The sequence below is a fragment of the Pseudaeromonas sp. HNCC25DJ182 genome, from assembly GCF_055413365.1.
On the sequence record NZ_JBVAYG010000018.1, the window covers coordinates 43933 to 56339 of the forward strand.

The window sequence follows — 12407 nt, forward strand, 5'->3', positions numbered from 1 at the left end:
TGGCGGGTTACTTCTTCTTGGTGGGGTGACGCTCTTCGCCATTGACCAGCAGTTGATGAAAATCACCATTGCTGCGGTAGTAGATCTCCGAGCCTTCGGTGACAGCACCATAATCCTTGCCATCGACACTGACCCGGCTCATCTTCACCGCGACCACATGACCGTCGACCTCCATGTGTCCGCGTCCAACCAGACGCCCCTCATTGGCCATCACAGAGACGTTGCCCTCGTTGGCAGGCCCTTTGTCATATGGACTGGTCCGGTCACACGCCGCAAGCATCCCCACCAGCAACAGTGACACGCCCCAAGTCATCCTACGTTTCATGAACAGCCTCCACGCTTCTTGAACCCATGCCCAGCATTATGCACAAGATTTGCCAATCTGGATGAGTGACACAAAAATTCCAGTTAGCGGCCCCAGGATCCGTAACATCAGCAGGAACCACGCCACGATCTGCCCCAGGAGAGACAAACGTTTGGCTATTTAGCAAAATTAATAGAATCAATCAGATATAAAACTGGATCTCCCAGCACAAGCGCCTAAAATATCGCCCATTTTCAAACCCCTCCCTTCATTGCCAACGAGAAGTTTATGGATACCCAATCGTCACCCCATACCGCGGCAAGCCCACGCCCGGCGTCAAATTCACATCATGATCTGGTCTATGGCCTGGATGCCAGACCACCGCTGCCGCAGACTGTCTTTGCCGCCCTGCAACATATGCTGGCCATGTTTGTCGGCATCATCACCCCGCCACTGATCATTGCCAACGCACTGGGACTCAGCGGCGAGGACACCCGCTATATCGTCTCCATGTCGCTGTTGATGTCCGGGGTTGCCTCCTTTATCCAGAGTCGGCGCTTCGGTCCTGTGGGCTCGGGTCTGCTCTCTGTGCAGGGCACCAGTTTCAACTTTTTAGGGCCCATTATCGCCTCGGGTCTGGCCCTCAAGCAGGCGGCTATGCCAACCGAACAGATGCTCGGCACCCTGTTTGGCACCATACTGATCGCGGCTATCAGCATGATCATCGTCAGTCGCTGCCTGCATCTGATCCGTCAGGTTATCACCCCGCTGGTCACTGGCATCGTCGTGCTACTCATCGGTCTGACCCTGATCAAGGTCGGTCTTATCAGCATGGGCGGCGGTTTTGCCGCCATGGGGAACGGTAGCTTCGGCAGTGGCGAAAACCTCGGCCTATCACTGCTGGTGCTGGTGACCATAGTGCTGCTGCAACGCAGCCAGAACCCCTGGTTGCGACTCTCGGCCATCGTCATCGCCATGCTGGTCGGTTATATCGCCGCCTTCTTCATGGGACGACTCAACCCGCTGCAAGGCGCCGAGGCCTGGATCGCCGTGCCGCAACCCTTCCGCTTTGGCATCGGCTTTGACTGGCAATTCTTCATTCCGATCACCGTCATCTTTGTGGTGACGGCCCTGGAAGCCATAGGTGACATGACCGCCACCTCCGATGTCTCCGGCGAGCCGGTCGATGGCCCGGTTTATATGGCCCGCATCAAGGGCGGCGTACTCTCCGACGGTCTCAACTCCATGCTGGCCGCCGTGGTCGGCACCTTCCCGATGTCGGTGTTTGCCCAAAATAATGGCGTCATCCAGCTGACCGGCGTGGCCAGTCGCTATATCGGTTTCTTCATCGCTGCCATGCTGGCGTTGCTGGGTCTGCTGCCTGGTGTGGCGGCCTTTATCCAGCAAATTCCGGAGCCGGTTCTGGGCGGTGCCACCGTCGTGATGTTCGGCACCATAGCCGCCGCCGGGGTGCGTATCATCTCCCGCGAAGTGCTGGATCGGCGCGCTCTGATGATTTTGGCGGTCTCCCTGGCCATGGGCCTGGGAGTGGCGCAGGTACCGGAAGTGCTGCAACACCTGCCGGAGTTGCTCAAGAGCGTGCTCTCCTTTGGCGTCGCCACCGGTGGCATCACCGCCATGGTACTGAACCTGTTGCTGCCCCGCCGCAAAGTAGTGGTTGCCAGCTAACCTCTGCAACGGCCTAAAAAATCAGGGGCGCTAGAGCGCCCCTTTGTCTTGATGGCCTGAAGCTGTGCCCGCCATGCTCGGAACTTGTGTGAGCATGGAGCCAAGCGCTGGGTGATTGGGATGGGTCAAGCGGAAGTGCCGCAGATGTTCGTCGGCTTGTTGGGGCTCGCCACTGCGTTGCAGGGCCATCGCCAAAGACAATTCGGCCTCCAACACGCCACGCCCGAACGCCTTTTCCAGATAGAAAACGGCACGCTTGTGATGACCCGAGGCCAACAGGAACTGGCCATAGCGGTAGAGGGCATCCCCGTCTTCCGGGCTTTGCAACAACCAGCGATTGAAGGCCAGCTCGGCACGCTCGGCCGCACCGCGAACCCCCAACTGATAGCCCATGGTTGCCAGCAGGGCACAACGCTTGAGCAGCGCGGTCGTCCCCTGCTCCAGTACCGCTAACCCGACAATCGACTCTAGCGCCTGCAGGTCGGCCATCACCCGTTGCCGCTCATGATGGGCATCACCTCCAGATGATGGGGCGGCCTGGGTATGCGCCGCCAAATCGGCCAGCCACGAGTCGAGATAAGCAAAATCAATCTGGCTACGAGTGTGCGCCTTGTCGATCGTCACCAACCGCTCGGAATGATAATGACCATACTCGCCCGCAGATATCTGCTGGGTGAATACCGACAATACCAACCCCATGCAACCCCACATACAGCAGCGCATCTTGATCCTGTGTCTAGGTTAAACGATGAGAGCCATATTAATCCGCAGGTTGCGAACTGTCTGCTTTTTGAACGATGGATGAGCTGAAATTTGGTGGTGGCTCACTCATCACAAGCACGGCCGGGATAGCCGGGTAACGTGGCCGCCGCCGGCAAACACGCCAGAATCTCACTGGCTTTGAGCAAGGTAGGCAGATTATCCGCCGTGACCTGACGCCAGTTGAGTTTTTCCCCCAGATATTGCGCCCAGGCAAACTCGATGAAGTAGATTTGACCCTGCTTGGCATACAGTCCTGCATCTTCGGCAAAGCCTGCCAGGGAGCGATAGGGATAATCGGGTAACAGCGCGATATGATTGGGCAACTGCTCAGGCTTGACCTCATGACCACGCTCATCCTTAAGCCAGGCCCAATGATGGGCCTGCATCTGCGACCAGAACAGCTCAGGTTCGGTCAAGATCCCCTCAATCACCACGGGGACCTCCCGCATCCCCAAGCTCCACAGGGTGCGCGTCAAATGATGACGATCCACCAGCCAGAAACGACCATCCGGACCAATCACCACCGGGATGCGTTTCTTTTCAGCCAGGGCCCATAACTTCTTGGCGCTTTTATGTTTCAACGCCTTGGCTTCGGTCTGCACCTGCAGCAAACCGACACCCGGCTGGGTCGGATGCAACTGATTAATGGCTAATCGACATACACTGCCAATCTTCAAATCAGGCTGGCAGGGATCAGCGGTCTGTTTAGCCCACAACAGGGGAGAGCAAAGAGAGAGAAAGATGAAGATCAGGGTACGACGAATTGCATCCCATACCCGGTACCCGACACGGCACCCTCTTCGAAAATTGCCCAACTGCATGTGTAATTCCGCCATAATTTGCCGACCGAGGCTCAACAAAGAATCCGCGGAGGCTCGAGTCCACCATCAAGTTCTGGCTACTCTACGCCTTGGCAAAAATGGATGGCAATGAAGCACAGAGCCGTCGCCACAAAACCAGGCAAGGGCTTGATGTATATCAAACGAGACTGGAATCAGTGCGGAGCCGGCGTTCCCCACTCCCGTCGAACTTGGTCATACACGGGTAACAAACCATAACGAGACCAGATACCCTGCACTGAATCGGCAAACACTCCCATGGGTAATGCTTTGCGTAACTTATTGAGCGTCGCAGGTGAAAGTTCGGGATGACAAGCCAGCCAGCGTTCGACTCGCGCCAGAACCATGACTCTCTCTATCATCCCCCCCTCCGGCTTGGCCATCAGCAGCTCAGGCAACACATCACTCACCAGCAGATCAAAACGGTTGGCCTGCAACATGGCAATTCCATTCCCGGCTTTGGCTAGCGGTTCATAGCGGATGGCAGCGTTATCCAGTAACTCGTTCAATTCGGCCACATCGATGGCCCCAACCCGATACTGACGCAACTGTTCCAGATTGGCCATCTTGCCGACTGTTCCGGCTCGGGCATAGACAGCTAGCGTAATGGGAGCCACCCGCCCGATATAACGAATGGTCTCTGCCTCTCCGGGAGCAAAATTAACAGCCAAGCCACAACTGTTCGGTTGCACAGCAAGCCGCTTCATCAAGCGCCGAACCGGCATCGCCTGATAATGCACATCGATGCCCTGCTCCTTCGCTAATTGCGTAAACGCGTCTATGTAAGGGCCACCCAGTTGACCACCCTGCAGGATAATAAAAGGCGGATAGAGGTCGGCATATACCTCGATCTGCGGAATTGCAGCCCAGCTACTACCGGTGAGTAAGCAGCCCCACAAAAGAAAGATCAGACATTTCACGGGGATTACTCCTTTGCCATCACGGCAGAGTCACCAATTGAACCGGTGTTTGCACAATACCTGGTAAGTCCGCTTGTTTAGTCCCTTGCGCGAGCGCGTGCAAGGCCAGTTCAATCGCATATTCAGCCTGTCGGTTCGGATACTGATCCGCAGTCACCAGCACGCGACCATCCTGAAGGTAACGGCGAATACCGGGAATGTGGTCATAGCCTGCGATCAGCACCTGTCCCTGTTTATCTGCGGCAGCCACCGCCTGGACGGCCCCAATCGCCATATTGTCATTCCCGCAGAGTAAGGCACGCAATCCGGGTTCCGCTTGCAGCAAATCGGCAGCCGCCAGACGACCTTGCTCCACATCCCAATAACCGGAACGGATGCCCGCCACGGACAAACCGGCGCTCCGCAAAGCAGCGCGAAAACCATCGCTTCTGGCCCGAGCATTAATGGAGCCGGGAGGCCCTTCAATCAAGCCGACACGGCTCCCGGCAGGCAATTTTTTAGCCACAAAATCACCAACACTACGCGCACCAGCAAAGTTACTGGGCCCCACAAAGGGAATGTTAACACCCTCCAGAGCCAAGGCCCGGTCGTCCAACTTATTATCCATATTGATGACCAGAACACCTGCGGCAATGGCTTGCATCAACACCGGCAACATGGCGACCGAATCCGTCGGCACGATAATCAGAGCGTCTATTTTTTGCTCTAGCAAACGACGAATAATCAGTTCCTGTCCCGAAACATCGGTTTCGGCCTTCACCCCTTCCACCGTCAACCGTAATTGCTCTGGATGTGCGGAGGCGTAAGCCTTGGCGCCATCCGCCATCTGAACGAAAAATTCGTTTTGCATCGACTTCAGCACAATAGCTACCGCCGGCGGCTCACTGGCCCATACCCATGAGGATTGGGTTAACAACAAGAGAGGCAGACAACACCAGAGTCTCAACCACGTCATATGGTGTTCCTTCTTTGGAGGGATAAGGACAAGCCATAACAACTGCTGACTTCAAGTGTAAGTGACCGGCCCCTATGCGGTTGAAAATAGAGCCTGGTTTTGATAACTGGCACCACAAAAAACCGATGTGCTCGCTACTTTTCTTGATGTGATTCAAGGCGTACCTTAGAACCCTTGCCACACAGAGCCACCATTCATCCTGATGGTTCATTCGTTTTATCTCTGGAGTATTTCTACCCATGCATCTGGCGCATTCCTATTTCAGCCAACTCAACCACGATTATCTGGCCGTTCACCATCAAAAGGAGACCCTGTTCTGGGACACCTATATGGGGATCAGCGAGGATCACGAAGGTTTCGCCGCGGCCGAAAAGCAGTACAAACAATTCATCGCCAATGGCCAGCGACTGGGGGAGTTGCGCACCCATATCCAGCGTCTGGAGCAGCAAGATCCCAGCACAGAGCGCGATGATTTACTCGTAGGTTTACGGGGCTGGTACAGCTTTTTTGACTGTAACGCCATTGAAAACCCCAGCGCCCAAGCCGAACTGGAGTACTTGATTGAACTCGAAGCCGCGCTGTTCGCCCGTCGCAAGAACTTCAAACCCAGCCACCTGGATGGCAGGGGAGAGCGCGTCGAGGCTTCATTAGGTGCCCTGCTGACGAATCTGGCGACCAACGAGGTGGAGGAGCAGCGTCTAAGCTCCCACCAGGCCCTGCTGGGAGTAGAACAGTGGGTGCTGGAACATGGACTCATCGCTATCATTCAGCAACGCAACCGCTTCGCCCGCAGCCTGGGCTATCGCAACTACTTTGACTACAAGGTCCAGAAAAGCGAACGCATGACCCCGGAACAACTGTTTGCCATCCTCGATCGCTTCGAAGAGCAAACCCGGGATGTGAATCAGCGGAGTCTTGAACAACTCAAGGAACAACGCGGAGCAAGCGCAACTGCGCCCCATAATGTACGCTTCTTCAGCAGTGGCGATGTTAACCGCAAGCTGGATGCCTATATGCCGTTTGCCTCGGCACTGTCACGCTGGATCCGCAGCTTTCAGCGTTTGCGTATCGATTTTTCCGGCGCCAATCTGACGCTGGACCTCCTCGAACGTACCGGCAAGTATGAAAATGGCTTTATGCATGGGCCAGTACCGGCATTTCTCAATGCCGGTCAATGGCAACCGGCGACCATCAATTTCACCAGTCTGGCGAAACCGGATCAGGTTGGCAGTGGCCTCAATGGTCTCAATACCCTGTTCCATGAAGGAGGCCATGCCGCCCACTTCGCCAATATCCGGCAAAATGCTCCCTGTTTCTCCCAGGAGTTCGCCCCGACTTCCATGGCCTATGCCGAAACCCAGTCCATGTTCTGCGACAGTCTGCTAGATGATGCTGACTGGTTGACCCGCTACGCCACCGACCCGCAAGGCATTCCCATTCCCGCCAGCCTGATCCACGAGATGATTGTCGCCAAGCAACCGATGCGCGCCTTCGGTGAGCGTCACATCTTGCTGGTGCCCTACTTCGAGTGGGCCTGTTATCAAATGACCGACGAGCAGATGACACCCGCAGCCCTGACGACCCTGGCTCGCGAGGTGGAACAACGCATTCTCGGCATTGCAGCCAGTCCTCGTCCGACGCTGGCGATCCCGCACTTGCTCTCCCAGGAGTCAGCCTGCTCCTACCATGGCTATCTATTGGCTCTGATGGCGGTCGAGCAGACCCGGGCCTTCTTCTTGCAACGGGATGGCTACTTGACCGACAACCCGGCTATAGGGCCAGACCTGACGCGTCACTATTGGCAACCGGGCAATCGACTGACCCACGACGAGACCCTGCGCAGCCTGACCGGCGAAGGATTCAACCCGGATTATCTCGCCAACGTCTGCACCCTGAGCGTGGAGGCTTGCTGGCAGGCCGCGCAGGCCAGCATTGCAGCCGCCGCCTTACGCCCGATACCGACGGAGGAGTTTGCATTGAATGCTCATATCCGCCTGATGCATGGCAGCGAACTCATTGCCGACAATCAGGAAAGCGATGCTCAGATGTGCGAGCTATTCGCCGCCTGGATCCATAGTCACTACGGGTAGATGCCCACAAAAAAGCCCCGAAAGGGGCTTTTTTTTCCTTCTCTTACAAGGATTAACGTTCTTTGCTGAAGTTTACCCCTCACCCGCTTGTTCGTGTCCCTACTGATTCCAGATACTTGGAACTTGGAAAGTTTGATAAAACGGCAGGCTCGAGATGCTGGCACAGACGGCTGATCGAGTGAGGAATTTGTATATGAAGTCCATGATCTGGTTCAGTGTTGGTCTGTGGGTCTCGACAGCTACCATGGCGCAACCGGGCGCTCCAATGCCCGAAGGCTTCCCCCGCGATCAACCGGGACGCTTCGCTCCCCAACCTCATCGATATATGTCACCACATCCAGCTCCAGGTCTGATGGTCGATATTTTGCCACCAGGATACAAAACAGTGCTGTTTGCTGGCTTGACCTATTTTGTGTTCAACGAAATTTGGTATCAACTCCACGGCGGGCGCTATGAAGTGGTGGCTCCCCCCCCACAAGCAGTCATCCAACCAGTTGCAACAGACAATCCCTATTACGAGAATGGTCTGACCCGGGTGGACATCAACGGCGCTCGCTATTATGTCCGTGATGGGCGCTACTATCGCCGTACCGCTGAGGGTGACTATCTGGAAGTACCGCCTCCGCAGTCATGATCGCTGGTAAAATGTTCCTCACTTACGCCAAACCACCGTCATACATGTGCAAATCTAGCCCGAGTTGGCAATCCAAGGCATGCCTTGCGATCTGAAGAACGTCAACGCCTCGCAAGAGGCTATCCAATCGCGCAAAAAAAGCGTCCTCCGAGGAGGACGCAATACGATCAACGTGGAAACAAAGGATAGTTTTATTGTGCTGCGATTGAGTAAGCCAAGGTGCTGTCATTGAAGGTCACCAGGTAGGTGCCGACAACTGCGGTCTTGATATCCGAACCGCTCAGGTTCGCCACGCCATCGGCATTGGTATCACCGTAGTTTTTGGTCCAGTCGCCCAGAACATCAAACTTGAAACGTTGGGTTCCAGAACTATCGCCCGCACCAGTGAACGTGATGGTTGCTTGCCAAGTATTGTTAGCCACCAGTTTCATCGCCGTTGAACCCCAGTTGTTCGGAGTACCGCGGAAATTGAGGCTGGTCAGATTGCCGGTATAGATAGGGTTATCATTACCGGAAACCTTGGTCAGCGTGTACTTCAGGGTCGAGTCGTTGAACTGAACCTTGTATTGGCCCACAACGGTACTGTAGATATCAGCGCCGCCCTGCTCGGCCGTGCCGTCCTTGTTGGTATCGCCGTAGTTCTGCGTCCAGTCACCCTTGACGTCGAACTTGAAGCGCTGGTTGGCTTGGCCGTCGAAAGTCACAGTGGCTTCCCAGACGTGATCAGCAACCAGCGTCATAGCGGCGTTACCCCAGCTGTTGGCTGTACCACGGAAGTTGAGTGTCGGCAGCGTCTGCAAGAAGATACCGGCATCATTGACCGTTACCACAGCGCTAGCCGTAGAGGTCAGCCCTTCATTATCGGTCACTGTCAGTGTGATGGTCTGGGTGCCCTTGGTATTAAAGGTGACGCTTTCCGTCTTACCGACACCACCGGTTGACCAGCTATAGCTGACGATTTGACCATCATCGGTTGAGCCGGAGGCGTCCAGTACTAGTGTGTCACCCACTTTGACGGTCTGGGTCTTTGGTGAGACCGCCGCCACAGGAGCTTGTCCGCCACTGACCGCAGTCAGCGTATACTTCATGGTCTTTTCATCAACTTCGACATGGTATTTACCAACGCCGCTGAACAGGATGTCACTGGTGCTAGCCTTATCCAGAACCCCGTCGGCACCGGTATCACCGTAGTTTTCGGTCCAGTTGCCATAGACATCGAACTTGAAGCGTTGCGCCCCTGCAGTATCACCGGCACCAGTAAAGGTCACATCGGCAGCCCAAACGCGGGTGGTCGGATTGACCGTCATGGCGGTAGTTGCCCACGCATTCTGCGTACCACGGATAAACAGGCTCGGGAACTTGGGCGTCACACAACCTGCAGGGTTGGTACAGTCACTCTTGGCTCCAATGTGGATAGCCGCAGCTTGCATGGCACCCACGGTGAAGGTGGCATTACCACTGGCATCCACGGTGATGGTGCTACCGCTACACAGGGCGGTACCCGCCAGAATGTTGCAGTAGTTGCCAGCCGGCAAGCCAGTCTGCAGTGTCTTGGTCAGCGATGAAGACTCATTGTTGATGACAATGAAACCCTTGGCGCCACGGCCAAACGCAATCTGGTTATTGCCGTTATCCCACCAATTCAGCACGCTTGGTGCATCTTTGGTGACGTTATGGAAGGAGACCATGTTGGCTATGTTGCTCCAACGGTGTTCGCAATTCCAACCTGAACCAGCTGAACAAGCAGTTGCCGCTGGGCCACCGGCATCGGTATTCGAACCATAGTCGTAACCGGACATCACCTGTGGGTATTCGCCATAGGGCCAAGCCAGCATAAAGACGTTGGCCAGGTTATACAGGGCGCCATCCTTGTAGGTCAGCATGCCACCACCACCATGGCCACGCTCACGGTCATGATTGACAACAAAGACTTCTGCCTTGTTGGATGGCAACAGTCCCCAGCTTTCGCCAAAGGTCTTCAGGTTCTTGATTTGCCCTTTGAAGTTGGATGCCAGATCGGTACCGTACTTAAATTCAGTCACCACACCCAGACCTGTGTATTCACTCGGTTGGATCGGTTCACCATAGGCGCCAATGACTTCCTGGAAGATGAACGGATTACCGGCCTGAGCGTAGATAGCGCCCAGATCCGAGGTGGTCATGTGCTTGGCGGCATCAATCCGGAAACCGGCGACACCCCAACTGGTCAGCGTTTTCATATAATTGGCGATTTGGCCCTGAACATAACTGGATCCAGTGTTCAGATCCGGCATGCCGAGCAAACCACAGTTTTGTACCTGATAGCGGTCACCGTAGCTACTGATGGAGCAGGGGCTGTGAAAATCGTTATAACCCAGGTAGGGATAGTTGCGATCGGAATAGCTGCTGCCGGCCGTACCGGTGCCGGTACCACTGGCCATCTGGTTGAAGACCGCATCGACGTAAATCTTGACCCCGGCGGTTTTACAACGCTGAATCATGCTCTTGAGCTCAGCTTCGTTACCACCACGGCTGGTAAATTTGGTGTAGGAAACCGGTTGGTAGACATTCCACCACTCGGAACCCTGTTTGTGTTCGTTCGGCGGCGTAATCTGTACCGCATCAAAGCCCTTGGGGCCGAGTACGGTTTCACACTCATTGGCGATGTCATTAAACTTCCATTGAAACAGATGCACCATGACACCGGCGTTGGCCGCGTTGCTGGCCAACGCCAGAGCGACGGCTGCGCCCAGCGTCAAAGCACTGAACTTCAGTTTCTTCATTGCGATATTCCCTTCATGTTGTGTCGTCAAGGTGGAATGCCTAGTGCGTTCTTTGCGAACGTCTATTCGTCATCTCTGTTGCATTCCGTTTCGACAGAGATGAGCTGCCTGCAGACACCAAATTCATTGATACGCCGCAAGACAGATTTGATACCCGTGGAATCCAGTCATTGAGTCATGGAGAAAAATCACGCAGCGGCGCAATTTGCAACGAATAAACATAAGATGATGATTTTAAATCATAAAAAACGAGAGACCTGACGAGTCAACAGAGGAAGGCATGGGTGTAACCGGTCTCAGTGGCGGTCATTATCCACCTTTTAGAGGGTCGGTCAGCGTCTTCATTGATATAAATGTAATTTGTGTGAATGAAATTGTTTTCAATTGTAAAGGATGTCGGTTTTGACGTGATCCAGGCCACGGCGTGCCACATTCAGGCCTGACAGTTGCTAAGGCTTTCCCTACAGTGGGGCCATCCTGGTTGTAAGGGAACGAATCCAATGAAATCGACTATGCAGTATCTGGTGCTCGGTCTGGCTCTAGCGGGTGTCCCGTTGCTGGCCGAAGCCGATGAAAACGGGGCGATTGGCTTGACCAGCCAGGTTGGTCATCTGGCCGATGCCCATACCCTGTTGAACGAACAGCATGAATTGAAGCTGGTCGACATCGAGCAAAAAGGCGATCAGGCCTATCTGCGTCTTCAAGCTCGTGATGGTGAACAGTTACTGGTCCGCACCCTGGCCGGGAACCCGGCTCCGATGAATTTGCAAGTTGGTTCACAGGTACAAGTAGCCCATGAAAGCCGTGGCTGGAGCTTCAGCCACGCCGAAGAGTTATTGGCCTTCGTTCCTAACCAATATGGACGAGCGCTACTTCTGGATCCCGGAGTCTGAGTCCTCATCAAGCGAGTCTAACGCGACCCGGCCACCGGCTGCCTTGTCTGATGGCCAGTGGTTACCTCAGCCATTTTTGCCAGAATTGCGCCACTCCAGCCGCCTCATCCAGCGCGTAAGGCGCAAAGCCGAATTTACGATAAGCGCCCTGCGCTATCTGATTGTTACCCAACACCTCCAGTGTCAGTTTGCAGCAGCCTCGCTCGTGGGCGATCTGCTCTAATTCCGCCAGTAATGCCTGACCGACACCCCGTCCCCTGAACAGGGGCAACACCGCCAGGTCATGGATATTCAGCAAAGGGCGCGCCGCAAAAGTAGAAAAGCCGGCAAAGGCAGTGGCTAACCCCGCAGCCCGACCGTCGACATACGCCAGCAGCCCGACCGCACCAGGCACCTCGGCCAATCGGCCCGCAAGTACTGATTTGACAACAGGCTCCAAACCATGACCCCCACCCATGGGATCCCGAGCATATGCATCCAGGAGCTCCACCAGGATTTGAGCTGACTCGGGGTGTGAAAAGTTAATTCGTCTGATCTCGACATTCATCCTTACTGCCCT

At 55.1% G+C, this 12407-nt stretch carries 11 protein-coding genes; 4 read left to right on the forward strand and 7 right to left on the reverse strand.

Features of this window, described 5'->3' with window-relative positions:
- Positions 1-7: 7 nt before the first annotated feature.
- Positions 8-325, reverse strand: coding sequence for a hypothetical protein (locus tag ACZYUB_RS14050; protein ID WP_463948836.1), 318 nt, complete (start codon positions 323-325; stop codon positions 8-10).
- A 267-nt stretch (positions 326-592) separates the two neighbouring features.
- On the opposite strand from ACZYUB_RS14050, the gene ACZYUB_RS14055 reads away from it, so the two are divergent.
- Positions 593-1993 carry a nucleobase:cation symporter-2 family protein gene (locus ACZYUB_RS14055; RefSeq protein WP_463948838.1) on the forward strand — a complete coding sequence of 467 codons (1401 nt, stop codon included), beginning with the start codon at positions 593-595 and terminating at the stop codon, positions 1991-1993.
- Positions 1994-2023: 30 nt separating this feature from the next.
- On the opposite strand, the gene ACZYUB_RS14060 is transcribed toward ACZYUB_RS14055, so the two are convergent.
- The 4 genes from ACZYUB_RS14060 to ACZYUB_RS14075 all read right to left on the reverse strand — a co-directional run bounded on the left by ACZYUB_RS14060 (position 2024) and on the right by ACZYUB_RS14075 (position 5469).
- Positions 2024-2692, reverse strand: a complete 669-nt coding sequence (locus ACZYUB_RS14060; protein ID WP_463948840.1) for a hypothetical protein — start codon at positions 2690-2692, stop codon at positions 2024-2026.
- A gap of 125 nt (positions 2693-2817) precedes the next feature.
- Positions 2818-3576: a ParB-like protein gene (locus tag ACZYUB_RS14065; protein WP_463948842.1), complete on the reverse strand. Its 759-nt coding sequence runs from the start codon at positions 3574-3576 to the stop codon at positions 2818-2820.
- A 173-nt stretch (positions 3577-3749) separates the two neighbouring features.
- Positions 3750-4514, reverse strand: a complete 765-nt coding sequence (locus ACZYUB_RS14070; RefSeq protein WP_463948844.1) for a hypothetical protein — start codon at positions 4512-4514, stop codon at positions 3750-3752.
- A gap of 19 nt (positions 4515-4533) precedes the next feature.
- Complete coding sequence (locus ACZYUB_RS14075; protein WP_463948846.1) at positions 4534-5469, reverse strand: substrate-binding domain-containing protein; 936 nt, start codon at positions 5467-5469, stop codon at positions 4534-4536.
- Between the two features lie 239 nt (positions 5470-5708).
- Between ACZYUB_RS14075 and ACZYUB_RS14080 the strand changes: the two genes are divergently transcribed.
- Entirely contained in the window at positions 5709-7559 is a 1851-nt protein-coding gene (locus ACZYUB_RS14080; protein WP_463948848.1) for a M3 family metallopeptidase, read from the forward strand.
- Between the two features lie 193 nt (positions 7560-7752).
- A complete protein-coding gene (locus ACZYUB_RS14085; RefSeq protein WP_463948850.1) occupies positions 7753-8193 on the forward strand; it encodes a DUF6515 family protein in 441 nt (146 codons plus the stop codon).
- A 191-nt stretch (positions 8194-8384) separates the two neighbouring features.
- Here the strand turns inward: ACZYUB_RS14085 and ACZYUB_RS14090 are convergent, their stop codons facing one another.
- Positions 8385-10955: an alpha amylase C-terminal domain-containing protein gene (locus ACZYUB_RS14090; protein WP_463948852.1), complete on the reverse strand. Its 2571-nt coding sequence runs from the start codon at positions 10953-10955 to the stop codon at positions 8385-8387.
- Between the two features lie 500 nt (positions 10956-11455).
- Here ACZYUB_RS14090 and ACZYUB_RS14095 point away from each other — a divergent pair, with 500 nt between their 5' ends.
- Positions 11456-11848, forward strand: coding sequence for a hypothetical protein (locus ACZYUB_RS14095; protein ID WP_463948854.1), 393 nt, complete (start codon positions 11456-11458; stop codon positions 11846-11848).
- Between the two features lie 61 nt (positions 11849-11909).
- Here the strand turns inward: ACZYUB_RS14095 and ACZYUB_RS14100 are convergent, their stop codons facing one another.
- The gene (locus ACZYUB_RS14100; RefSeq protein WP_463948856.1) at positions 11910-12395 is read right to left on the reverse strand and encodes a GNAT family N-acetyltransferase; all 486 of its coding nucleotides are present in this window, start codon (positions 12393-12395) and stop codon (positions 11910-11912) included.
- Positions 12396-12407 lie beyond the last annotated feature (12 nt).

What these genes read in the sequence shown, in the direction of transcription:
- ACZYUB_RS14065 (WP_463948842.1), bottom strand. Translation starts at nt 3,576, where the DNA reads ATGCAGTTGGGCAATTTTCGAAGAGGGTGCCGTGTCGGGTACCGGGTA.
- ACZYUB_RS14085 (WP_463948850.1), top strand. Translation starts at nt 7,753, where the DNA reads ATGAAGTCCATGATCTGGTTCAGTGTTGGTCTGTGGGTCTCGACAGCT.
- ACZYUB_RS14075 (WP_463948846.1), bottom strand. Translation starts at nt 5,469, where the DNA reads ATGACGTGGTTGAGACTCTGGTGTTGTCTGCCTCTCTTGTTGTTAACC.
- ACZYUB_RS14060 (WP_463948840.1), bottom strand. Translation starts at nt 2,692, where the DNA reads ATGGGGTTGGTATTGTCGGTATTCACCCAGCAGATATCTGCGGGCGAG.
- ACZYUB_RS14095 (WP_463948854.1), top strand. Translation starts at nt 11,456, where the DNA reads ATGAAATCGACTATGCAGTATCTGGTGCTCGGTCTGGCTCTAGCGGGT.
- ACZYUB_RS14055 (WP_463948838.1), top strand. Translation starts at nt 593, where the DNA reads ATGGATACCCAATCGTCACCCCATACCGCGGCAAGCCCACGCCCGGCG.
- ACZYUB_RS14090 (WP_463948852.1), bottom strand. Translation starts at nt 10,955, where the DNA reads ATGAAGAAACTGAAGTTCAGTGCTTTGACGCTGGGCGCAGCCGTCGCT.
- ACZYUB_RS14100 (WP_463948856.1), bottom strand. Translation starts at nt 12,395, where the DNA reads ATGAATGTCGAGATCAGACGAATTAACTTTTCACACCCCGAGTCAGCT.
- ACZYUB_RS14050 (WP_463948836.1), bottom strand. Translation starts at nt 325, where the DNA reads ATGAAACGTAGGATGACTTGGGGCGTGTCACTGTTGCTGGTGGGGATG.
- ACZYUB_RS14080 (WP_463948848.1), top strand. Translation starts at nt 5,709, where the DNA reads ATGCATCTGGCGCATTCCTATTTCAGCCAACTCAACCACGATTATCTG.